This is a genomic window from Maribacter aestuarii, assembly GCF_027474845.2.
Classification (GTDB): Bacteria; Bacteroidota; Bacteroidia; order Flavobacteriales; family Flavobacteriaceae; genus Maribacter; species Maribacter aestuarii.
In genome coordinates this window covers 1194842-1217975 of the sequence record NZ_CP107031.2, presented here as the reverse complement: position 1 = coordinate 1217975, position 23134 = coordinate 1194842, and the positions used below count along the sequence as shown (strand labels likewise).

The 23134-nt window shown below is 33.9% G+C and carries 20 protein-coding genes and 1 pseudogene; 6 read left to right on the top strand and 15 right to left on the bottom strand.

All coding sequences use genetic code 11. From position 1 onward, the window contains the following. The first annotated feature begins 51 nt into the window (after positions 1 to 51). Together N8A89_RS05590 and N8A89_RS05585 are read left to right on the top strand one after the other, a co-directional pair. Positions 52 to 1176 (top strand): hypothetical protein, encoded by a 1125-nt coding sequence (locus N8A89_RS05590; protein WP_281541373.1) that lies wholly within the window; start codon positions 52 to 54, stop codon positions 1174 to 1176. Positions 1177 to 1227: 51 nt separating this feature from the next. Then, the gene (locus N8A89_RS05585) at positions 1228 to 2259 is read left to right on the top strand and encodes an N-acetylmuramoyl-L-alanine amidase family protein (RefSeq protein ID WP_281541372.1); all 1032 of its coding nucleotides are present in this window, start codon (positions 1228 to 1230) and stop codon (positions 2257 to 2259) included. A gap of 6 nt (positions 2260 to 2265) precedes the next feature. Here the strand turns inward: N8A89_RS05585 and N8A89_RS05580 are convergent, their stop codons facing one another. From N8A89_RS05580 to N8A89_RS05565, 4 genes are read right to left on the bottom strand one after another with little or no spacing between them, the layout of a single operon-like run. Next, on the bottom strand, positions 2266 to 2970 hold the full coding sequence (locus N8A89_RS05580; RefSeq protein WP_281541371.1) for a TIGR04283 family arsenosugar biosynthesis glycosyltransferase: 705 nt from the start codon (positions 2968 to 2970) through the stop codon (positions 2266 to 2268). Between the two features lie 47 nt (positions 2971 to 3017). Then, the gene (locus N8A89_RS05575) at positions 3018 to 3833 is read right to left on the bottom strand and encodes a purine-nucleoside phosphorylase (RefSeq protein WP_281541370.1); all 816 of its coding nucleotides are present in this window, start codon (positions 3831 to 3833) and stop codon (positions 3018 to 3020) included. A 1-nt stretch (position 3834) separates the two neighbouring features. Then, positions 3835 to 4500: a TIGR04282 family arsenosugar biosynthesis glycosyltransferase gene (locus tag N8A89_RS05570; protein WP_281543345.1), complete on the bottom strand. Its 666-nt coding sequence runs from the start codon at positions 4498 to 4500 to the stop codon at positions 3835 to 3837. A gap of 37 nt (positions 4501 to 4537) precedes the next feature. Next, on the bottom strand, positions 4538 to 4975 hold the full coding sequence (locus tag N8A89_RS05565; protein WP_281541369.1) for a rhodanese-like domain-containing protein: 438 nt from the start codon (positions 4973 to 4975) through the stop codon (positions 4538 to 4540). A gap of 148 nt (positions 4976 to 5123) precedes the next feature. On the opposite strand from N8A89_RS05565, the gene N8A89_RS05560 reads away from it, so the two are divergent. Further along, positions 5124 to 6695 (top strand): glycoside hydrolase family 32 protein, encoded by a 1572-nt coding sequence (locus N8A89_RS05560; RefSeq protein WP_281541368.1) that lies wholly within the window; start codon positions 5124 to 5126, stop codon positions 6693 to 6695. Here the strand turns inward: N8A89_RS05560 and N8A89_RS05555 are convergent. The 4 genes from N8A89_RS05555 to N8A89_RS05540 form a co-directional block, all read right to left on the bottom strand. Next, positions 6676 to 7980, bottom strand: coding sequence for an ADP-ribosylglycohydrolase family protein (locus N8A89_RS05555; protein WP_281541367.1), 1305 nt, complete (start codon positions 7978 to 7980; stop codon positions 6676 to 6678). The two genes, N8A89_RS05560 and N8A89_RS05555, sit on opposite strands and share 20 nt — an antisense overlap. Then, positions 7977 to 8948, bottom strand: a complete 972-nt coding sequence (locus N8A89_RS05550; RefSeq protein ID WP_289645051.1) for a phosphotransferase — start codon at positions 8946 to 8948, stop codon at positions 7977 to 7979. Before N8A89_RS05550 ends, N8A89_RS05555 begins: the two co-directional genes overlap by 4 nt. 305 nt (positions 8949 to 9253) lie before the next feature. Then, entirely contained in the window at positions 9254 to 10363 is a 1110-nt protein-coding gene (locus N8A89_RS05545) for an MBL fold metallo-hydrolase (RefSeq protein ID WP_281541364.1), read from the bottom strand. Continuing rightward, positions 10341 to 11489: a hypothetical protein gene (locus N8A89_RS05540; protein WP_289645050.1), complete on the bottom strand. Its 1149-nt coding sequence runs from the start codon at positions 11487 to 11489 to the stop codon at positions 10341 to 10343. The genes N8A89_RS05545 and N8A89_RS05540 overlap by 23 nt, the downstream gene beginning before the upstream one ends. 714 nt (positions 11490 to 12203) lie before the next feature. On the opposite strand from N8A89_RS05540, the gene N8A89_RS05535 reads away from it, so the two are divergent. Next, positions 12204 to 13541, top strand: a complete 1338-nt coding sequence (locus tag N8A89_RS05535; RefSeq protein ID WP_281541361.1) for a site-specific integrase — start codon at positions 12204 to 12206, stop codon at positions 13539 to 13541. A gap of 25 nt (positions 13542 to 13566) precedes the next feature. On the opposite strand, the gene N8A89_RS05530 is transcribed toward N8A89_RS05535, so the two are convergent. The 7 genes and pseudogenes from N8A89_RS05530 to N8A89_RS05495 all read right to left on the bottom strand — a co-directional run bounded on the left by N8A89_RS05530 (position 13567) and on the right by N8A89_RS05495 (position 21129). Continuing rightward, on the bottom strand, positions 13567 to 14508 hold the full coding sequence (locus tag N8A89_RS05530) for a hypothetical protein (RefSeq protein ID WP_289645049.1): 942 nt from the start codon (positions 14506 to 14508) through the stop codon (positions 13567 to 13569). Continuing rightward, positions 14441 to 14989 carry a hypothetical protein gene (locus N8A89_RS05525; RefSeq protein WP_289645048.1) on the bottom strand — a complete coding sequence of 183 codons (549 nt, stop codon included), beginning with the start codon at positions 14987 to 14989 and terminating at the stop codon, positions 14441 to 14443. Before N8A89_RS05525 ends, N8A89_RS05530 begins: the two co-directional genes overlap by 68 nt. Further along, complete coding sequence (locus N8A89_RS05520) at positions 14982 to 16943, bottom strand: DUF4365 domain-containing protein (RefSeq protein WP_289645047.1); 1962 nt, start codon at positions 16941 to 16943, stop codon at positions 14982 to 14984. The genes N8A89_RS05525 and N8A89_RS05520 overlap by 8 nt, the downstream gene beginning before the upstream one ends. A 3-nt stretch (positions 16944 to 16946) precedes the next feature. After that, positions 16947 to 17672 (bottom strand): hypothetical protein, encoded by a 726-nt coding sequence (locus N8A89_RS05515; protein WP_289645046.1) that lies wholly within the window; start codon positions 17670 to 17672, stop codon positions 16947 to 16949. 53 nt (positions 17673 to 17725) lie between these two features. After that, positions 17726 to 18903 (bottom strand): annotated as a pseudogene (locus N8A89_RS05505) (UvrD-helicase domain-containing protein). Next, entirely contained in the window at positions 18887 to 20728 is a 1842-nt protein-coding gene (locus N8A89_RS05500) for an ATP-dependent nuclease (protein ID WP_289645043.1), read from the bottom strand. The pseudogene N8A89_RS05505 and the gene N8A89_RS05500 overlap by 17 nt, the downstream one beginning before the upstream one ends. Before the next feature lie 173 nt (positions 20729 to 20901). Further along, a complete protein-coding gene (locus N8A89_RS05495; RefSeq protein ID WP_281541352.1) occupies positions 20902 to 21129 on the bottom strand; it encodes a helix-turn-helix domain-containing protein in 228 nt (75 codons plus the stop codon). Positions 21130 to 21247: 118 nt separating this feature from the next. On the opposite strand from N8A89_RS05495, the gene N8A89_RS05490 reads away from it, so the two are divergent. Both N8A89_RS05490 and N8A89_RS05485 read left to right on the top strand, forming a co-directional pair. Beyond that, entirely contained in the window at positions 21248 to 21664 is a 417-nt protein-coding gene (locus N8A89_RS05490) for a hypothetical protein (RefSeq protein WP_289645042.1), read from the top strand. 328 nt (positions 21665 to 21992) lie between these two features. Continuing rightward, on the top strand, positions 21993 to 23078 hold the full coding sequence (locus tag N8A89_RS05485) for a hypothetical protein (protein WP_289645041.1): 1086 nt from the start codon (positions 21993 to 21995) through the stop codon (positions 23076 to 23078). The last annotated feature ends 56 nt before the right edge of the window (positions 23079 to 23134 follow it).

The following is a 23134-nucleotide window of genomic DNA, read 5'->3' as shown; positions in this document are numbered from 1 at the left end:
TTGTCACAAACAAAACTTAAGAATCTTAAGGTAATTGTAGTGATTTTGTAGATGAACAGAATATCAGAATCTATTCTGGTGCTGGATTACTGTTCATGCACAAGCGCATATTCAATGCCATTTTCAAGATTGACTACGGGATTGTCATTACCAAGGATGGAGATCGGGAAATTGTTTTTGGACTTGAATCATATTTTTAGGCATATTTGTATCCATAAATATAATTTTATGGGCTTGCGCATATCATTCAGCTTACTATTTTTTTGCTCCCTAATCGTCAATCTACTTCACTCACAAAGCACCCATAATAAGGTCATAGCTGAAAACGGCGATGGCATATTTTCTGTTCTCCGGAAGAGCGGGATGAATCCTATTAAGTATTACGCTGATTTTCTCACCTTAAATGAGAAGAATATCCGAAATGGGAGCGAACTCATGGTTGGTGCAACCTATTTGTTGCCTGATGCGCCTGATTCCTTTAAAAATATGGGAACTAGAATTGATGTGGTCAAATCTGAAGAGCGACCCATTTTTGATTCGGCATTGGGACAAATGAGACTTAAGGACAGTACGCTGAACAATTCAGTGTATCACTTAATGTATACCAAAGAATCGAGACCATCTGATTATACGGAATTCACTCCGGATTTCATGGTACGATTAGCAAATGATTTGTTGGTAAGAGGAGCTAAGGTTTACATTTACGAAAAGGAAATTGTGGAAAACACAGGGGAAGCAGAAGAGGACGGCATTGTATTAAAAAAGAAGGAATTCGGGGCTTACGTATCAGCTATCAATAAAAGATACCTCAGGAACAATGGTAAGTATCAACGCTTATTGCTCGTACAAGAAAAATCTACCGATATAAAGGTTTCGGCAGTTTCCGTGCATCATTTTGATACCAGTATCGATGGAAAGAACCTTGCCAGTAATATTCGGGATATATTCAAGAAAAACTGGAAAAGTATTGTTATTAATGAGGAGGACACTCCTCCATTACATAATGAAGCAACGATTTATTTCTCTAATAACGTTTTACCTTCAGTTACAACTATCGACCTAAATTTTGACGTTTCCAAAAAAGAAGGGAAAGTAAAATCAATAGAAACGAACATTGCAGAATTAATTACCTCTGGTATTCTTAAGGACTATTCAAATACGGATTTCAGTGATTAAACCTCCCATTTGAAATCCCTTTCGACATAAACTTTGTATTTAAAAAACCCAATGGGAAAGTCCGTTTTTATAATCCTCGTGTTTTTATGCGCCAAAGGTCTTTTGGCGCAAGACAGTCTACTCACTGTTACTGCTGAAAAAGGTGACGGGGTATTATCCTTACTTAGAAAACAGGGCGTGAACCCATACGACTATTACGACGCATTCCTTGATTTAAATACGAACAACCTTAGGGATAGCGTACACTTGTACGAAGGGCGACAATACCTAGTGCCAAAAATTATTTTGGATACGGTTCCTGTTGTGGACTCGCTTCAAAAAATAGCTGAAGAAGTAAAGGAAATTGAAGGTGATGTTTTTGAGATATTCGGTAAAAAGCACGAGATGGTCCTTTCAAAAAGTGAAAGACTAATAGGGAACATCTATTATCTCGTTTCCGGTCATGGCGGACCCGATCCGGGCGCTATGGCAAACTATGCAGGCAAATCCATTGCGGAAGATGAATATGCTTACGATATTACCCTGCGGTTGGCCAAGGAGCTGTTGTCCCACGGAGCTACCGTTTATATAATTATACAGGATGAGAATGATGGCATACGGGACGAGCGTATTTTGGAAATAGATCGTGATGAGGTTGCTTATCCGAATAAAGTCATACCATTAAATCAAGTTGCTCGGTTAAAACAACGGGTGGAGATTGTGAACGATCTCTATCAAAAAAATAGGGGTAAATACCAACGTTTAATCGTAACACATGTGGACAGTAGGAGTAAAGGGGAAAATATTGATGTTTTTTTCTATCACCACGCGAAGAGCAGGAACGGAAAAAAACTGGCTGAAAGCATTCATAAGACCTTCAAAGAAAAATACAAGAAATACCAACCCAATAGGACCTACTCCGGAACCTTTCTAGATCGGACTTCCCTTTATTTAGTAAAGAAAACCCATCCGGCTATGACCTTTATTGAAATAGGAAACATCAAGAATAAGAAAGATCAAAGAAGAATCCTGGACCCCGATAACAGACAAGCCTTGGCCAAATGGATTTCTGAAGGCGTATTGTTGGATTTTGAAGGAGAATAAAAACCGTTAAACTAGGATATATTTCCGGTAATATTCATACAATTCCTCGGGCTGGGCTCCCATATAATATTTGAGATGAATCATTCCAAAATGACATTGCAGGGTCATTATTCCTTTTTTACGGTATCTTCTTGCTGAGGTTTTAACAGTATTCGGCAAAATCTTGAACTGCGCTAGTTTATAGATTCTTCTTACAAATTCATTGTCCTCATATATGGTGTAGGCCTCATCAAAACCACCAGCCTTTTTAAACAGTTGCTTCGTAATGAATAACGACTGGTCCCCGCCACGGCATATTTGCGTATTTATCTTAGTACACCATGCAAAAAAACGGAGAATAGGGTGGTTAGAATCAAACCGCATTCTGAAACAGCCCACATGAAATCCGTCGGCGTAGGCTCTTAGAATATCCCTATCAAAATGTTCGGGAGGTAAAGTGTCTACATGTAAGAAGTACAGAATGTCTCCGGTTGCTAAAGTTGCTCCTAAATTCATTTGGGTTGCTCTTCCCCTCTTAGCAGAAACAACCCTTGCGCCAAGTTTGGATGCCTCCAGTATGGTGTTGTCCGAGCTGCCCCCATCAATCACCAAAATTTCTATAATCCTGCTTGTTGAGGAATTTTCGGCGATACGCTGTAATACTTTTTTAATATAGTTTTCCTCGTTAAGAACGGGGATAATGATACTAATTACAGGATTGTCTCTGATCATAGGGAAAAAATCATCTACTCTTATTAGTAGGTCAAACTGCCTATGGCTTACAACAGCTTTATCAATTCGCGAAACAATCTTACCATTTTCGGCTCGGTATCTTCGGCAATGGCTATGATTTCGGCAATCTCTACCGGTTTTAAATTATCCGGATCACATTCATCTGTAAGTACTGATACGGCAACGATAGGTAAGCCTAGATGATTGGCAACGATTACCTCAGGCACGGTACTCATGCCTACGGCATCAGCTCCTAAAATTTTCAACATCCTATATTCCGCTTTGGTTTCCAGTTGGGGTCCTACAACGGATGCGTACACACCTTTCTGAAGTGAAATATTTTGATCCAAAGCTATTTTTTCTAGTTTTTTACGCATGTCCAAGTTATAAGGTTCGGACATATCGGTAAAACGCTCCCCAAATTCGGAGACATTTTTGAACGCCAAAGGTGAACCACCTTGCAGATTAATGTGATCTTCAATCAGCATAATATCTCCCTTTTTAAAATCCAGATTAATCGCCCCTGCTGCATTGGAAATAAATAGTTGTTTAATGCCCAACATGTGCATAACTCTAATCGGGTAGGTGATATCTAGAAAATCATAACCTTCATACAAATGGAACCTACCTTGCATAACCACTACTTTTCTCTCCTCGATAGTTCCGAAAACCAGTTTTCCGGTATGAAATTCTACCGTTGCCAGAGGAAAGAATGGAATATGATTGTAGTGTGCCTCGATCGGGTCGCTAATCTCATCCACCAATTTTCCTAATCCCGTACCAAGTACAATTCCAATTTCGGGTTTATCAAATCCTTTGTTTATTAAATGCGCAACGGATTCGTTCAATTGTTTTTTTGTCATTTCACATGTGTTTTAAAAACGGGGCAAATACCCTAATATCTTTAATGTCCTCATAATGGTCTATATCGTTTTTCTCTGCAAGAACCGCTACTTTTTCATCACTTAAATCGGTCATCGTTGCCTCCAGAACGGTGTCTTTTCCCCACTGCTTATTGGAGAAGAGTTCCTGTTTATATTTTTTCATTCCCAAAAGATAATACCCACCATCCACCGCAGGGCCTATGACGTAGTCATTATTCTCCAAAGCCGTAAAAGACTCCTGTAAATCTGATTGGTCCAAGTCATACATGTCGCTTCCAATAACGATAATTCTTTCAAATCCCGCAGCAAAACCCTGAGTGAAAGCATTTGCCATTCGTTCCCCTAAATCTGTCCCGACCTGTACCTTTTTATCATAAATGGTGTTGTCCCATATGTCATCTTGCCAGATTTCCTCGGAATAATAGACACATTTCTTTACATATAAATCTTCGGTAATTTCAACCGTATGGTTAAGTAGAAACTTATAAATATCCAGTGCAGCTTCGTCTCCGACTTTGGCGGCTAACCGAGTTTTACACTTACCCAGCTCCGGATTTCTAGTGAAGATCAGTAAAAGGTTTTTGGAATTTGCCAAATGGAAATCGATTGTTTTCTCGTCCCGGACATTTCTTTTAGTTTGTAGTATTCCCAAAAATATGTTGTTAAGGTTATTCCGAATTCATTTAAGGGTTCGGTATATCGTAGACTTTTTCTCCCTGTCGTAAAAGCTTTCCCCAATGTTTGCTAAAAGCATGGACGCTATCGGTTTCTTTTCCCTTTAGATTATAAACTTTTCCGCCATTATTTTTCCATTCAAAAATCCCTCCATATAGGTTTTGAACATTTTGGTAGCCCATTTCTATTAACTTTTCCCCTATGTTCTCAGAACGTACACCAATAGAGCAGTATACCACAATGGAATCCTTTTTATTGGGAACCTTCTCCAGAACAACGTTTTCTTCAAACTCTTTATGCCCTATCCAAATGGCCTCTTTTAAGTGGCTTACATCATATTCTTCCTTTTTACGGGTATCTAAAAGAATGACCGACTCGGGTTTCAGCTGTGCTACGGATACATAAGGAACGGACTCCTTATTGAACCTTTTTAGGGTTTTATCCATCTTCGTTTGTGTCCACGAATAAGAATGGACCAAAAGCAAAACAAATAAAGTTGAAATAAAACGCATTGAATCTTACTTAGATTTACGCAAAGGTACTATTTTAGAGATGTATGGGCCTAGGACCTTAGGTCAAATTAATACAAATCAAATGAAAGTTATATTTTATCACATTCTAATCTTTGCGATAGTTGCGACAACTTTTTCATGTAAGAATCAAGATAAACAAGTAGAGGTAACAGAAGATACAATGAAAAACGATTCTTACAATGAACCGTATAGACCTCAATTTCATTTTTCTCCCAAAGAAAAGTGGATGAACGACCCAAATGGATTGGTTTATTACAAAGATACATACCATCTGTTCTATCAATATTACCCAGACAGTACGGTATGGGGGCCTATGCACTGGGGTCATGCCACTAGCAAGGATATGATTCACTGGGAGCATAAACCCATTGCTCTTTTTCCAGATGAGCATGGACTAATATTCTCGGGGAGTGCGGTAATCGACATCGAAAACACTTCAGGATTTGGCACATTGGAAAACCCGCCCATGGTGGCCATTTTTACGTATCATCTTATGGAAGGCGAGCAAGCGGGTAGGACCGATTTTCAGACCCAAGGAATTGCCTACAGTTTGGACAATGGGAATAGTTGGACCAAGTTTGAGGGGAATCCTGTAATTAAAAATCCAGGGATTAAAGATTTCAGGGATCCAAAGGTTTTCTGGAACGACCAATTACAGTTGTGGACCATGCTATTGGTGGCCGGAAATCATATGCAGATTTGGAATTCATCGGATTTGAAACAGTGGGAACAGGTAAGCGAATTTGGTAAAGAAGAAGGTGCTCATGGTGGAGTTTGGGAATGCCCGGACATGTTTTCTATAAAGGTAGATGGGACCGATGAAGAAAAGTGGGTGCTATTGATCAGTATCAACCCTGGTGCTCCAAACGGTGGTAGTGGCACCCAATATTTCATTGGTGACTTTGATGGTAAAACATTTACAACGGACCAAGATTCAACCCGATGGTTGGATTTGGGCAGGGATAATTATGCCGGGGTAACCTATAATAATGTGCCTAACGGTGATCGCATCTTTATTGGCTGGATGAGTAATTGGGACTATGCTCGGGACACACCCACATCTACGTGGCGTAGTGCTATGACCATACCAAGAAAATTGAGCTTAAAAAAGGTTGATGAGGTATATGAGCTTCTCAACTATCCCGTAGAAAGTGTCAACGAAATTATTTCCTCTAGTAATAACGCACAAGACTTAATGATTAAATCAGATGAGGCTATGGATGTGAAGTTGCAACATGGCAACACTTCCGAAATTCAGTTCATGACCAGTGCCCGTACTCTGCTGCTTAACCTAAAGAATACTGTGGGCGATAGTCTTTCTTTTGGTATGGACGGCAAGAATAATGAGTTTATTTTTGATAGGAGAAAATCTGGCAAAACAGATTTAAAGGATAACTTTGCACAGGGAGTACAGAAAATGCCGCTCTCAAATTTGCCCGATGGTGAAATCGATGTTCGCATCCTCTTGGACCATTCCTCAATTGAAATTTTCATAAATGGAGGTCAATATGTGATGACGAACCAGATTTTTCCAAACGAGTTTTATGATACGTTAGAAATTACTAACCCGACGGATAAGCCATTGGAAATTAGTGATTTTATGGAAAGTAAAGTCAATCGTATTTGGGATTAACACCGTGTGCTGTAAGCTCTACGGCTAATGCTTCTAGGTCAATTCCAAAATTTTCTTTGTTCACCCGCAGGACTTCCTCCCTTATTTCTTTTGGAAGATTACTGAATCCGTCCTTAGCTCCCATAATCATACCGGCAACTGCGGCAACGGTATCATTGTCCCTGCCATAGTTTACAATGAACTGTATTGTTCTAAGAAAATCACCTTCTCCAAATTCTAATCCGGACACTAAAATTTGCCATATTTCAGCGGAGTGAAATGCAATGGAACGTTCGTCTTTTTCGAGCAATTGATACACCATTTCTTGTCGTACCCAGTCCTTTTTAGAACCTTCAAAACCTAAAGGCACTTTTAAGATGATGCTATCCTTGGCGATCAAAGAATCTATTAAAACGAGTTCCCTGATGTTAGCAATGTTCTTTTGAGCACCGTCCACAATGGCATACGCTATTCGCCCCACCAACCTGCTGTCCTGGTAGCCTTTTGGGTCCACAAAGGTGGTAGTATTTAGGATGGAGTCCATATCCGTTGTTCGTAAGGCCATGTGCGTCATTGCGGATACGAGCGCAGAAATATCCTTGGCATAACCTATATCAAAAAGTGCATGATTGTAGGCAATTTCGTAAGCCTCAGACGGATTTTCAGCGACCAATCCAAACATTGGGGTGTACAGCTGACCGGCACAGGACATTTCTCCCCCATAAAACCGATGCTGCGCTTCTTGGTAAGTGTCCCTGTCTGTTTGATAAGCCAATGCTACCCTTGCCCATTCCTTTATCCAGTCTATTTTCTCAATTTGGTCGTCTAAGAAATCTGTGTTTTTTAAGATATTTTCTTGGGCGAGATCTTGTGTTAGTTGTTCGTAATACGTTGTGATGAACGTTGCAAAATTAGCGGCACTCAATTCATTTGGATAGGTTTCCAGGTATTTCACCATCAAATACTTCCATCGCGTGTCGTCCGTTGTTGCGCCGGCCATAAGGTTATGGTCCCAGGTCCCTTCTGGGGATTGTTCACGCACGGCAGGTGTCAATCCTTTTATGTATCCATATTTAAGCTGAATGCTTTTACGGTGCCACATTTCTGTTGAGGCACCCATAGCATCACCAATTGCAGACCCTACAAGTGCTCCAAGTACTTTATCGTAGTAGACTTCACTATTCAGAACCAGCGTGTCGTTCGCGTATTTTGTTTTCGTGGGAGACGGCAGTTCTATTTCGGGCTTTTCAGTCTTACAAGTAAAGAACAACAATCCTAGTAGAAGTAATACAAGTATTTTTTTCATTGCTTGATCATTTTGTAGGCTAGCTTCATAAGATTTTCTTTTTCTTCCAACGTACGTTGCATAGGCAGTTGGGCCAATCCAATTATCCTCCGCATTATTTCGATGCCCGCCATTTTTGCAACAAGGCTTTCATCAACTGCATTCACATAATGGTGGAGCATCAAACCAATAGTATTCTGATTGTCAGTGGCCATGATTAAATGACCTGCCATTACCCCAAGATCAAATTCTGGAAATCCCACAAAGGCAAATTCCGGGTCAATAATATACAGGTTATCTTTTTCGGTCATCCAACTACCTGGATAGTAGTCGCCATGTAAAAGTGTCGTACCGTTTTCTAGGTAGATATTCCCTATTTCGGAGATGATTTTTTTTAAAGCAGTGTCCTTTTTATAGGGCAGTGAAAGTGCTTGCAAACCTTCTTGAACATCGTCCAGGGAAAATCCATTATCAACTAAAAATGGAAGTACAAAAATATGTTGATGGTTTAACTTGCGCATTTCCATATTGTCTGGGAAGCTTTTTCTTGGCGTCGATTTATGAATAGCCATTAAAATAGTAGACAGTTTCTCCACTAATTTCTCTGATATATTTCTTGAAGCGTAGATACTACTCAAGTCCTCACAGTTTCCCAAATCCTCCAATAATAAGGTATAATTCTCGGCGTCATAGCCAAGAATTTTTGGCAGGCGCGACTTCGCATCTGCGCCCTGCACTGCCTCATAGAATCGTTTTTCTACGGCAATACGTTCGAGAGGAGCGGCTATTTGTTGATATTTTTGGACAAAAGGTCTGGATTGTTTAAGAATAAAAGAGCGTAGATTGGTAACTATACGCAACACAACGTTCATATTTCCTTCCCCAGCAGTACTTATTTTAGAAATGCGTTCATCTGCACGTAACCACTTTTCGCTCAACAAATATTCTTCGAGCGCTGGAATGGGACTTAGGGCATCAAAATAAATCAAGATGTGCGATTTTCAGTTGTTTGCAAGATAGGTTTTAAAACAAAAAAATCCTTACTGGGAAGTAAGGATTTTATATTGTTTCAAATCAATAAATGATTTTCCAATTACAACCAAACTGCTTATTTAATTACCCATGTAAATATCCAAATTTAGATTATCAAAGCAGAAAGATATGATGGTTTCTGATAGTGGTATATGGGGTCAAATCACTAGCGTTTAAAGGACGTGAAAATCGCCACTTAGTAACAATTTTACTCGAAGTATTTTTAAGAGGGGGGTATCTAATTTAAGAAAAAAGTAAAACTTTAATCTTCCTGATTAATTTTCACTTTTAAACCTGATTCAAATACTTCGGTTTTCCAAGTGTCATGTTTTATTTCATAATTAATTCTAGACCTGACGACACCATAATTAAATTTTATTTCAGAAATAGCTAAAGTATTTCTTTCAATAATTTTTTCAATTGACTTATCTCTTTTCTTTGGTTTTTTAGATACTAAAAATGCGGAAGTTGAATAAATTTCTTTCGAATGATTTGAATATTTTTCTATCATATCCTCCCTGGGTAAATTACTGCTTCTAAAGGGAGTTAATTTTAGTGTTGGGTGTTCATCAACTAACACCTCAAAAATCTCTTTGAGGTATCCGTTATGGGAACCGTGATGTGGTATTTTATATAATTTTGATTTAGTTTTATCTTTTGCTTTGCTTTTATAAACTATGTGACGCCATCCTTCATGATTGTCTTTGCCAATCTCTAAATCTGCACCTAATAAAACTCTCACATCGTTAAATTTTAATAACAGAGCAACTGATTTGTCGTTTGGAGATTTATTAATTATAGCTGTGTTTCTAGTTCCAAACTGTGTGATAAGTTTGCTTATTTCACCGTCAAAATTAATCACAGTTTTGGGTGATGGAGATAATGCAAATAGTTCAAAATTGCACAAATTTTCTTCAATCTTCATGAGTAGTAAATCACTCTGCGCCTTTGTGAAATAGGTTCCTCTGTCGTTGATAATCTCTAAACATTTAGCGAATTCCTTAGTTGAACTTTTTGAACCTTTCAAACTTTTACTGTAATCCAGCTCGCAAAGCAAAAGGAATTTATTAAGGTCGTTTACTGAAGAAAAAGAAAATTCACAGTTAGGACATTTTTCTAATAATTTGGATAAACCGGCAATGTGATTACTATGCCAATGTGTGCATACTATTAGAACGACCTTAGATAGGTCGGCGCCAATACCTATAAGATATTCTAATGCAAGTGGTTCTTTAGTTTCTGGATTAACACAACTGTCTATGACTATCCATTTGTCAATACCAAGTTTCAACACGACTGATTCACCATAACCGCCACCAGTACCAATCAAAGTAACTTCAACTTCGGTACTAAGGGGTGATTGGGTGATCAAGCTTACGTTCTTTTAGGTTTGAATATTTTTTTTCGATATTTCTTTTTGTATTTTCTATGTCGTTGACATCTAGATTTATCAAACGTTGAAATCGAATTTCCGACCTATTGACCATCTGTCCGTTTTCCATATAGCTTCCTAAGCTCCAATAGAAAAGAGACCCAATTTCAAGTAAATGTTCGTCGCTAGGAGAGATTTCTTTTATATCAAATTCAGCAATTTCATCCGTGCCGCCAGAACTTAAATCAGAAAGCTTTGCTTTAAAGGATTCATCTTTAATTTCAGTAATCATTCCTTGCCAATTTTGGATTCGGGTATAATATTTTTTAGAATTTAAAAGGTCATAAGAGCTATGAAGTCTTGGAAATTCTAATTTTAATTTTGGTGAATTATCTTTTGCATCCATTACTTTGGTTGCCTCCTTGTAATTCGAAATGTCATTGGAATACTTTTGAATTACACTTTGATAAATCTTTAGTTGGTCTTCATTGTAATTGGATTTGGTTAGAACATTTTCTTTAATCCAATTCCCTTTGCTTTCGGATTCTAAAGTTCTGCTTTCTGCCATATCAAATTGTTTATCTTTTTTAACTTTTGAGAATGAATTCTCCCAAGATTTAACTAACATTTTAATCATTAAAGTCGCATCACCTTGCGTTTCTTTAAAATGATTGTTGATGTTGAAAACTACTGATTTTCCATCTAGAATTAAATCAGAAGGTGATATTGTTATGGTAATATTGCCTTCACCCTCCTTATCAGGCTCAATATCTCTAAATTGGATGGTTTGTAATCTTGGTTTCTTCAATAAATCATTGAAAATCTTTACTGGGGATAACCAATAACCAAAATTTTCGTAATCCTTTTTGTCTTTCATTGTGAAATGACAAAGATGATTTATTCCGAAGGCTTTAACGGGTGTTTCGCTTAAATTACTAAACACGCTCACAACTAAGTCTCGTAAAATTTCAAAATGTGATTCTCTGTTTGTTTTGAAATCTATTCTTTCTTGCGTTGCTTCGACATTTAACCAATCCGATACTGAAAACTTCGAAATGTTAGGATGGATAATTTCTACAACTGCGGTATCTGCTTCAATGTTTCGGATAATCCCCTTGTTAGACAACAATGAGGGGTTATGATTGATGGATTGAAATTTCCTAAAAGCACAATACCTATTGTGTAAATATCATGTTCCTTCTTCATAATTAGGTTTAGATAATTTTGATGATATCAAAATATGAGTAAATCTAGTAAAATTTAAGATGAATTAAATAATGTAAATGTCAAAATGCACTATTAGACTGTTAATGAGAAAACTAATGTAATATTGTTTTATTATTCTGGAGAGGATTATTTTAAGATTAAATATTGATTATAGAAATTTTCCAAAACCTTCAATCAATATGACCCAATGCTTTGAGCACTACCAGTACAAAAATAATAACGATGCAAATCCTTGGAAATATAGATATAAATGATATTTGAGATTGAAACAGTGAATTTTCAGGTTTTATAATGTGTTTTGAAGTAAAACCTTCAAACAAATCTTAAAGGGTTGCAAACTAGGGTTATTGTAATAATATTGGAAGATGTGACCCCCAAACGTGACCCCCAAAAACAAAGAAACCCCTGTATACAGGGGTTTCTTTGTGGTGCCTCCAGTACTACGTTATTTATTTTATGTAATTATTGATGAATCTAAATAATCTTTCTTATATACTATATTTAAAGGTGTTAATATAAATTAATTCAACTTAATTAACGAAAACCAATACGGATTAACGAAATTTTGTCCCTTTTGTTGTCCCTTTATATATCTTTGATATATATTTTAAGCATGGGAAATTTAAAGAGAATCAAAGGTTCATCGCCTGTTTTTAGACTTAAGGACTCGCAAAATATTGAGAAACCGATTAGGTTAGACTATTCTTATGGACGGGGAAAACGCTTTAGATATGGAATTGGGTACTCTGTGAATCCTGACTATTGGAATAAACAGACTGGCAGAGTGAAAAATGTTAATGCGGTTAGAAATGCTGGTCAGATAAATAAGCTTATTAGGGATTTAACAACTGTACTTGAAGATTTTGTTGCTGATTGTGATTCAAAACAAATACCAATTACAAATCGAATAATGAAAACTCATTTAGATGAGTTTAGGAATAAAGACTTTAAACAGGGTGATGAGGAAGAAACCAAAATTACTGGCTTAATTGTCTTTATAGAAAAATATATTAAACAGAAAGAAAAGGAGTTGTCTAAACAAAGAAATGGGTATAAAAATAATACCGTTAAATCCTATGAGCAGACCTTAGGTCATCTAAAGGGTTTTGAGGAAGAATATGAATGTGTTTTGAGTTTTGATTTAGATAATGAGTTTTACTCTGAGTTTATTGATTATATGAATTTTAAAACCTATACCTACAATAAAGAAGAGAAACACTATTCTTTGAATACCATCGGAAAACAAGTTAAGAACCTTAGGATTTTTATGGGTGCTGCATTGGAACAGGAGTTGCACACTAACCTGAAATATAAAAAATTCAAAGTCTTAGTCGAAATTACTACAGCCATTTATTTAGAATTAGAGGAATTAAAAAAGATTTATGAATTAGATTTAAGCAGTACACCTCATTTAGAGTTGGCTAGAGACGTTTTTATAATTGGTTGTGAAATTGGGCAAAGAATTAGTGATTATCATAATCTTTCAGAACAGCCATTAGTTGAACATCAAAATGAGAGGTTTATTAAAATTAAACAAGAGAAAACAGATAAAGAGGTACTCTGTAAAATTACTCCAGTTATTGAAAATATCATGAATGAAAGGTATGGAGGTAAGTTGCCGCCAAAAATTGCTGAGCAAAAACTCAATGATTATATCAAAATTGTTGGTGAGAAAGCAGGAATAATTTCACAAATTAAGAATGAGATTACACGAAGCGGTAATAAAGTAATAGAATATATACCTAAGTGTGATTTAATCATGGGGCATACGGCAAGAAGAACTTTTTGCACCTTGAAATATAAGGCTGGAATGCCTGTTCATTCAATAATGGAACTAAGCGGTCATTCGACTCTTAAAGAATTTATGAAATATATTAGAAACCCAAAGGAGGAACGAGTATCTCAAATTACATCAACTAAGGCTTTCATGGATTCTTGTATTATAGTTTAATTATGAGACAGCTCATAAATGAGCTCTAAACTTTTCTGTAATAACCTTCTTTTACAGAATAAGAAGTGCTTTTCTCATTTATTTTTGAAAAATTCAAAACATAATTATCAAATCCTATATATTTAAGAATAAGCATGTTTAATAGGGTATATAATCTAACGGACGCATAAAATAAATCTAGGTCTTTATCGTCAATTGACCGATTTTCTCCAATATATTTATAGTCTGGAACTCTACCATGTAAAAAATCATTTCTGGATGAAATCACATTTAAATCTTCCTCGAGTAACGTTATATTGAGTATTTTAAAAGGTAATTTTAGTCTTTCTTTATTTGTTACTTGGTTAATCTGATTAATTCTACTTTCTAAAGTTTTCAAATCTTTAAAGGATTCCTTATCGGAATATTTATGTAAAACATTAATTAGCTCTTTTCTAAACGTTTTACTTTCAGATTTAGAAGCTATTGGAGTTAATTTTTCTTTTTTGTCCGCTATAATTATGTCTGAAAGAGTTTCCAGCGCTACAGAATATCCACTTGGTCTAAAAATAAGACTAGCCTTTGATGATTCAATAATTAAAAGGAGTGTTGCAAGAAAATTATCATTGTTAAGAGTAGTAACGCACAATCTGGAAAACTCTTCGGATGAAAGAACTCTTAGTTCTTTTTTATCATAAATTTCATTCGCAATATGTTTCTTTCTAATCCAACTATACGGATTGCTATCTATTGGATTTATGGAAGTTTTCATATCCTTTCTTAAGGTGTGAAAAAGAAAACCAGCACTCTTTTTTCTTTTTTTATTGTTGTATGAAAAGTAATAGCCTTTATTGCCAGGAAAAAGACCCGTTATATACCCTAAAGAAACTCTAATTGCATAAGCTTTGTCGGCAAATTCTTTAAAGTATTGTTTCTTTTCTGATTCTATGATTAGAAACTTTTTTTTTTTTTTGCCCCCCCTGAACAAGTATGAAGATTTTCTCTTTATCAATTTCAATATAAGTGCCTTCCGTTGAGAATAGAAAGTATTCATTGGTAAATATGAATTTTTCTAGGATAAAATGAAAATTCAATTCTTTCTTAAGCGGTATAACTAGCTTGAAATATTTTTTAATTTTTTTGTTGAATGAATGGCTTTTTAAAGAATTTATATAGCCTTTTGTGAAAAAATCCATACTAACCCTCTCCAATATAATTTTATGAGTGTCATTCTGGAAGGTTACGTTATTAATTTTTTTCCCCAAGAGGGAGACCCCTTTAGGTATTATAGTTTTAAGCTCTTGAAATTCGATGGTAAACTCATTACTAGAATAATTAAGCTCAACGTCCTCAGTTTTATTGAGATAACTTGATTTACATTTTAAAACACCTTTTTTGGGCTTTTCAAATTCTGAAATAAATTCTATGGGTTCCTTATTATAAAAGAATGGGTACTTTGTTTTAGCCATAGTTATTTGTTCTGTAAAATTTGTTTTGAAATAACCCCTTTCTTATCCTATGCATATTTTCATAGCTTTTAAAGCCTTTGTATTCCATGTTGCCATTTAAAGAACCTTCTTGCACTATTTTTTCCACATAAGTGTTGGCAACTGGAACAATACCTTCTTCAAAAAACCAACGCAAACGGTTTTTTAGCTCGGAAGAATCTATGTTAAGAATATCAAACAATATTTCTGTTGATTTTTTTGGTATTTCGAAGTACCCCATGGGAAATAGGTTAATATGGTAGCTATCTACTTTTTCTCTTTTGAATTCTTTTTCATTCTCATCAAATTCAATCATTTCATCTCTTAGTTCTTTTATTTTTTCCGCTTCTTTCTTGTACTTTTCTTTCTTTTTAGAAAGAGTATGTATAAAAGTTCCTCCGTCTCTTGTAAAATTAATTCTATTGACTAAGTCAGGAGCGTCATATATTTTAAGATAAGTTTCAAGTTTTAATTTGATTTTATCTTCTTCATCATTTTGGTTAGTATATTTATAATATTCTAATAATACCGATAATGAGAATAATTCGTTATCAATGTGACCAATTTTTTCATAAAATGTAAAGGCCTTTTTTATGCTTTGTAAAATTTCATCTAGCAATTCTTTTTCGAAAAAAGGCTTAAATAACAAATCACATAATGCATTAAAATGTAGTAAGAACCTGTTTTGATTTAACGCAATGTAGTAGATATCAAAATCGGAATTTAAAGATTCTGCTTTTAAAAGTAATCTCCTGAAATCCTTATTTATTGAAGAAAAGTACTGATTGATTTCCGCATATTGTTCACTAATTATTAGGCTAGCAAGATTGTTTAATAATTTTTCTCCATAATAAACACTTAGATGACACTCTGCTAAAACTTTCATTTTTGAAGTAATACTTTCATCTGAAATATACGATTGAATCTTACTCTCAAACTCTTCTGATTTCGAATCCAACCCAGTATACATTTCCTTTCTTAGCTCAAGAATTTCTTCCAATTTTAAATAAGATTTTATCCCTCCAGAATCATTTAGTCCTTTTAATTCGGATTGATATTCTTCATTATTAATAATACCTAAAAGATGTCTTATTTGTACATAAAAAAAGATTAGATGACCCCTAAGGTTTTCATCTAAATCTTCAATCTTATTTTTAGATTGTTTTAAAAAATCTAGAGATTTATAGTATTCACTTCTATAGAAGTATGAGATTCCTAGTATCAAATTGTACTTTGAGGATTTAATTAAGGAAACAGATGTTTTTTTATGTAACTCTATTACATCTAGCCATTTAGATTGATTGTTGAGTTGCAAACCTTTTTCCTCAATAACTCTTTTTATTTCGTCATCATTAGAAACATTTCCTTTGTAATCAATGATTATTTTTTCGTCAAACTGTAGACTATTTGATTTCTCTGCTAATTTTGAGCGGATTAATCTGGTTGTAAGGCCTTGCTCAAAGACAATTGTATATATATTTTCGACACCGTCTTTGGTTAGCTTTTTTATGAACCTTAAAGTATGGGTTTTTTGGTTTTGCCAGTTTTTGTCTTTCGAAGACAAATCTTGTATGAAGTCTTGCAAGTGCTCATAATAAAAGCTATTATCTTTTTCAGAATAAAAACCGTAAAAGCTAGGTTGACCACTATTTATGAGATACTCTATATTTGAAGTCTCAACAGATTTGCTATAGGAACCATCACCATTTTTATCAATTGTTTCCGAACTTTTTAATTGAAAATTAAAACCAAACCCTAAAATATTACTGTTCCTTTTTATTTCTCCCTTAAAGTCAATACCATTGTCTACTGGGTCTTTTTTTAAAATAAACTTTTCAGGAGGAAAAAGTGGTCTAAAAAAATTCTCGGAAATGGTTTCTAAATCAATATTTCTAGAACTTTTAGGAAATTGTAATTCGTCTAAATCATTGTTCATATTTTATAATTCGGGGTTGTTGACATTTATTACATTCCATTTGTCAGTGTCAATATCACTTAAATTAATGTTGAATCGCTCCTGATGAATTGCAATGCACAATAAATCAGTAGGTCTGGATAGACCAACATAAGCCATTTTTAGTGTCTGTTTGACAATTTTGGTTGTACTACTTATAAACGGTGTGTATTTTAACTGGTTATGTAGTCTTTGCCATTCATAATTTCCACCACCTCCATTTTTATGAAAAGTTTCTAAATACAATGTACAAGTATGTGTTTGTCCTTTTGCAGAGTGAATAGTTCCTATATTAATATCAAATCCATGATGATTAACGGTATTCCGAGATTGATTACTAGCATCAACTTCAACAACTATTTCATCACTAGGATTATTGACAAAGTCAATTGAATTAATAATATTTTTTTCAAAAATTGATAGGAAACTAGGAATGTAATTTTTTACTTCTTGATAAACATTTTCGAAACTGCCTTTAATCAAGGCTATAGACCAGTTAAATAAATTAAGCTTTAACAATTCGTACTCATCAAAGAAATTTACTTTAAGATAAGTCATTAAATTTTTCTTAGTGTATGGTCTATTAGTTATTAAGTTAATAACATCTTCATATCTAAGGATTCTGATTAAAGCGTTTAAAATGTTTTTTCTATATGGCTCCAGTGTCCTTTTCGATTTGTCACATAATTTTAGATATGTATCTAAATTCAAATAATCTATTTTTTGAATGGACTTACTTACTTCAAAATCATCACAATAATCTTTTATGCTAGTTTTGTGGTCTTCAGAATGTTCTTTAATCCATCCAACAACATTATATTTTTTTTGTCGTCATGCTTAATCTCATCTGAATCAATGAACTCTTTAATTATTTTAGAATATGAAGGAATTACATTATCGATACTATCGTCTGTATAAACTAATATATGAGGTTTAATGGTTCCAGAATTTAATCCAATTACTTCATAGTTTTCATCTCTTTCTAATATTAAACAATTGACTACCTCAGCATTAATACTAGTAAGCCTATGACTTCCTTTTAACTTTAAAATATTTTCTCTATCATTCCAAATTTCTTCTAAAGAAACCTCCCCATTAAAAATAGCCTGATTTTTATCTCCGATTCTTTGGTAAAATGATTTGCCATTTCCTTCATCATAAAAAACTCTTTCTAGTAAATCATACTGATGCTTATCCATATCCTGCATCTCATCAACAAAAACATGCTCAAACCTTTTTTGAAGAATTTTTTTAATTTCGGATAGTCATTAAGAGATTTAAATGCAAGTAAATATGCATCGTCGAAATGCAAATAACCTCTTGTCAGAATCGTTTTTTTCATTTTGACTAGAGCTTTGTAAGTGGGTGTTTCTGGATTTTTTAATTCAAAATCTTCAGCATTTTTATTAACTCCAGATGTTAATAGGGAGTTTTCATCCAGTCTTAAATCCTTCAAAAACTTTAATGGGTCACGTTTCTGATTAACCCAATTGTTTGCTCCATAGGGCAAAGAGTATTTTTCAATTTGTTCGTCATAAATTTCATTATCAATACGATATGGTTTTTTTTTAACAATTGTATTGTAATAAGGAATAGCTAAAAACTGGTCTACAAAGCTTTGAATAGTTCCTATAAAATTTGGAAAAGAAAATAGTTTAGGACAATGCTTCCCTATTCTTTCAGTTATTTCATCTATAGCTACATTTGTATGTGATAGAACTAATACACCTCTATTTTTTTTCAAAGGCATATACCTCTCAAGAATAAGTAATTTAGCAAGCAAAACTGTAGTTTTCCCACTACCAGGAACAGCTTGTAAATCAAGTGTGTCAAAATTCTTAATAAAATCTACCCTTTCATCATCAAATTTTTGAGTCTCCTTTAATAATATGCTTTCAGAATAAGTAATATCCTCATCGGTAATGTTAATTATTGCAGGCATACACAATGGCTTTTAATAATGCTTGCATAGAGTCTGTTTCAGAGAAATTGATTTGAGGCTCTTCTAAGTTAATATCTTCTTCAATTTTTTGGGCAACTTGGTATGCTATTTCTGATTTTTTTAGCCCTTTATTTATTAATTTTTTTGCTAACTCCATTTCTGGGTCAGTTTCCCAATCTGTTCTTGAATGAATTGATTTAACGACTTCTATAAATACATCTTTCAATCCTTCAGATTTATAGAGGTTATATTCTAAAGTCCAATTACCTGTTATAAAGGCTTTGATACTTTGAGATTCATAGTGTTCTACCAATTCTCTAATTGCAACTGTCTCTAAAGGAACTATTATGGTATCTGTTAACTTATTGTAATTGTATATTTTTCTTCCTTTTTCATCTTTGTTAGGCTTTCCATCTCCATCTATAGATAAATCTTTTGAATAATGACTTAAATCTAAATCTGTGATAACTGAAATAGGAATTTCGATATAAGGTTCTTCTTTTCTTTCAAAAATTTTTGAGTACCTCAGCAATGCAGTACTTCCGACATTTACAATTGAAACTCCAGCCTCTGTTAAATCTTTTTCTATGATTCCTAATGATTTCATTTTTTTTGCCAATACAGGAATTAAAATTTCTTCAGACCAACCCTCAACTATTATTACCCCTTTAGCAAAAAACAGATTAGCTTTAGTTACATCTAGAAATCTCTCAAGGAATTTATAATCATCCCCACTAAGCATAGTGTAATTTTCTCCCATTGGAAAAGCACTATTTTTAGAACAGAGAATTATATCTTTCAATTTTACCTTTGAAGCGAGATTTGGGCTATGAGTCGTTAGAATAAGTTGAACTTTATCTTGTCTTTGTAGGGACTCAATAACTTTCATTTGAGCTTGAGGGTGAAGATGTGCTTCCAACTCTTCTATTAAGCCTAACCTTATCCCTGACCAATCTTGTTTATTAAGATGTAATAATTCTGAAGCCATAAAAAGCCTATTAAGAGTTCCTAGACCAATGTTAATTTCGTCCTTAACCAATAACTCTAACTTTTCTAGTATTTGCTTAAGACGAGCTTTAACAACACTTATTTCTGTTTCTTTTGTTGAATCATAAAAGGATTTTAAATATTTATCTATCTCATCTTTTAAATCCTTTCCATTCTGGTCTGCAACTAATTGATTGCCCTCTCCATCATTTCCTTCAAAATATTCTTTAATAGAATTATTGAACCTTTGGAAAATTGTAATTAAATGATGAGTGTTATCGTCGCCGCTAAATGCCTTATGCTCTTGAAGTATTTGAGAAAGCCTAGAGTTCTTTTTTGGAATTAATTCATTTTTGGCGTCTCTTAAGGGTTTTAGATAAGTAGACTTTAAGTATTCCTTTGCTTCAAAAGTTAATTGATAACCTTCATCATCAACTCCAGCCTTTATATCTGAATTAATGATTCTGCCATTTACTTTGGACACATCATATATTAACCTTAAAAATGGCTTTGCATCTTCTCCTTCTCCATACCATCCTAACCATTCAGTAAAATTCTTTGCTTCATTATTGCTTAAGCCATCAAAAACAATTTCTATTCTAAATCTATTTGTTCCGCTAAAAAAATCTTGCTCATCAATTCTAATCCATTCATAGCTATGAGTTTTTAAAACAGTTTTTATTGAATCTATTATTGCAGTCTTGCCAGAATCATTTTCTCCGATTAAAACATTTAATCCATTGGTAAAACCTAAATTCAAATTTGGTTTTTGTAAATCGAACTGTGCGAGGCTACCATATTTTCTATAGTTCCATAATTTTAAATTGGTTATGTGCATCGCTTATTTAATGTTTGGTTACTTAAATTAAAAAATTACCGTACTATCTTTCACATCAAAGATGTACTGAGCTAAAATTAATAAAAGGGAGGAGGTCGTTATGTAAAACAACGTTTAAATGTAAGAAAATTTTTACTTAGGTTTAGCAGGAAAGTGAATTATGCGTTAAAATGTTAAAACTGAAATAATTCTGACATTTCAACGCCAAGGGCTTTGGATAGACTTAAAAGAGTCGTAGTTGTTGGATTAGTTCTGCCTGACTCTATCCTCCTTAAGGAACCATCATCCATATCCAGCAAATCAGAAAGCTCTTTTTGTTTTATGCCTTTACTTTCTCTGATTACCACAATACGTTTGCCAAGTTTTTTTAAATAGCTATTTTCTTCTTTTGCTAATGGCATCCTTAAATATTAGTCCAATTACAAAATAGATTTTTGGAGTCATTAAAAAGAGGGCATATGAGCCCTGTATTGAATTTTACTTTTATATTTGAAAAACTATACGGTATGTTGAAATAGTATGAATGAAAAGAAAACAATTAAAGTAAGCTCCAAAACGATAAAAGCTATTATAACATGTTTGGTGTTAGGTCTAATAACTGTATTTACTATTGAGCATTTTGGCAAATTTTCCTATCTAGAAGAACCTAGTGCAACTTCTCAGAATAACAATGACAAAGTATCTTTTACCAGGGAAGTGTCTTATGGTGCAAAGGTTTCAGAAATATATTTAACCACTCCATTCGGCACTTACTTAACTTTTGATGGCGGCGAATTTAGGGTTAGTAATATGTATTACTCGTTTAAAAAATATTCTAACAAAGTTCAATACTATTTTAAGGCAACATTAAGGGACTTTAAATTCATTTTCATGATTGGGTTTGGATATTTTGTTCTTTTTTTAATATCAGTCAACTTTAATTTTAAAGTTGAATAACACTATAAATACTATATTTTAAACTTGCGTTGATATTTTCGTCAAAAACTACCTACGCGTATACCAAGAAGTAGTAAAGAACAAAAGCATAATTTTAATTAAGTTTCGACCTTCTTTCTTTGGCTTAGTGATTCTTACAAATTGCCATGCATAATAGTAATTGGTTTCTTGTTAATTTTTTGTTATATTTAGATTCCTCAAAATAATTCATCACCTACATTTTTACTTCCCCCATAGTATATATTTAACAATATAGATGTTGAAAATACCCGCCAATGGGTATTTAAACTTTAATTATTGTTCACGATTTTGGATTAAAATTTTCATTATGAAACTATTATTTAAATCTTTTATGAATTTCAATGTTAAGTTTATTTTACTTCTACTAGTTATGATATTTTACTCATGTGGTTTTTTTGATAAAAAAAACGAAGATGAAAATAGAGGAAAAGAAGAACCTCAAGAAGAAATCCTTTTGTTTAAAGGAAAGGATAAAAATAACACCCAATTATTGCCTTCGATTTTTTTGGATAAAGACTCAGTTGGAAGCTATGAACTACCATTTAAAATAGATACTCTGGGTACCAGACAATGGGCATTAGTTAAAAACAATGGAGGCATGCTTGCTATCCTTGAGGATTCAATTAATTTATATTCTGAAGAGGATTTTGACAAGCTTGAAGGTCTTCTTGGTTATCAAGAAGTGGATTTTAATCCCGAAATTCTGTCCATAAATAATTCGTTTAAAGCAGAATTATTTGGCGATACTTTGGAGTTTACTGTTCAACAAGTAGAAAAGTTGGAATCGAACGATGAGCTTTGGAATGGTATTCTGGATAAAGAAAATTCTTCATTTACTATTTATAAATCTGATTCAATTTATAGTGCTTCATTTTATTTTGATGAAACTAAATACGAGTTAAGGAAAGATAATCAGAGCTATAGTATTCAAAGAATAAACCAAGAAACCTTCTTTGACGAAGACGAGCCGTTATACGAATTCGATTATGATGATGATGAATTAGAAGATGAGGGCAATCTGCAAGATTCAAATGAATTCATTGATGTATTAGTTTGTTATACTGGAAAGTCGAAAACAGCGTCTGGAGGCCTTTCTTATATCAATTCAGAAATAGGCTTAGCGCTTACGGAAACAAATCTATCCTATCAAAATAGTAATGTATCCCATAGATTGAGATTGGCAGGAACTATGGAACTAAATTATGAGGAAACTGGTAGTTCTAAGAGTGACGTTATTTGGATAAAAGAAAATAAGGAAGTAGAAGGTAGAAGGAATCAAGTTAAGGCTGATATAGTAGTTTTTATAGTTGAGAGTTTAACTGGAAGTTGTGGCAGGGCTTATGGGATACAAAAAAAATATCATCAAAATTTGCGCCTAATGCCTATTGCGTAGTAAAAAGAAGCTGTGCTACAGGATATTATTCATTTGGACATGAGGTTGCTCACCTT

What these genes read in the sequence shown, in the direction of transcription:
- N8A89_RS05590 (WP_281541373.1), top strand. Translation starts at nt 52, where the DNA reads ATGAACAGAATATCAGAATCTATTCTGGTGCTGGATTACTGTTCATGC.
- N8A89_RS05585 (WP_281541372.1), top strand. Translation starts at nt 1,228, where the DNA reads ATGGGAAAGTCCGTTTTTATAATCCTCGTGTTTTTATGCGCCAAAGGT.
- N8A89_RS05580 (WP_281541371.1), bottom strand. Translation starts at nt 2,970, where the DNA reads ATGATCAGAGACAATCCTGTAATTAGTATCATTATCCCCGTTCTTAAC.
- N8A89_RS05575 (WP_281541370.1), bottom strand. Translation starts at nt 3,833, where the DNA reads ATGACAAAAAAACAATTGAACGAATCCGTTGCGCATTTAATAAACAAA.
- N8A89_RS05565 (WP_281541369.1), bottom strand. Translation starts at nt 4,975, where the DNA reads ATGGATAAAACCCTAAAAAGGTTCAATAAGGAGTCCGTTCCTTATGTA.
- N8A89_RS05560 (WP_281541368.1), top strand. Translation starts at nt 5,124, where the DNA reads ATGAAAGTTATATTTTATCACATTCTAATCTTTGCGATAGTTGCGACA.
- N8A89_RS05555 (WP_281541367.1), bottom strand. Translation starts at nt 7,980, where the DNA reads ATGAAAAAAATACTTGTATTACTTCTACTAGGATTGTTGTTCTTTACT.
- N8A89_RS05535 (WP_281541361.1), top strand. Translation starts at nt 12,204, where the DNA reads ATGGGAAATTTAAAGAGAATCAAAGGTTCATCGCCTGTTTTTAGACTT.
- N8A89_RS05525 (WP_289645048.1), bottom strand. Translation starts at nt 14,989, where the DNA reads ATGGCTAAAACAAAGTACCCATTCTTTTATAATAAGGAACCCATAGAA.
- N8A89_RS05520 (WP_289645047.1), bottom strand. Translation starts at nt 16,943, where the DNA reads ATGAACAATGATTTAGACGAATTACAATTTCCTAAAAGTTCTAGAAAT.
- N8A89_RS05500 (WP_289645043.1), bottom strand. Translation starts at nt 20,728, where the DNA reads ATGCACATAACCAATTTAAAATTATGGAACTATAGAAAATATGGTAGC.
- N8A89_RS05495 (WP_281541352.1), bottom strand. Translation starts at nt 21,129, where the DNA reads ATGCCATTAGCAAAAGAAGAAAATAGCTATTTAAAAAAACTTGGCAAA.
- N8A89_RS05490 (WP_289645042.1), top strand. Translation starts at nt 21,248, where the DNA reads ATGAATGAAAAGAAAACAATTAAAGTAAGCTCCAAAACGATAAAAGCT.
- N8A89_RS05485 (WP_289645041.1), top strand. Translation starts at nt 21,993, where the DNA reads ATGAAACTATTATTTAAATCTTTTATGAATTTCAATGTTAAGTTTATT.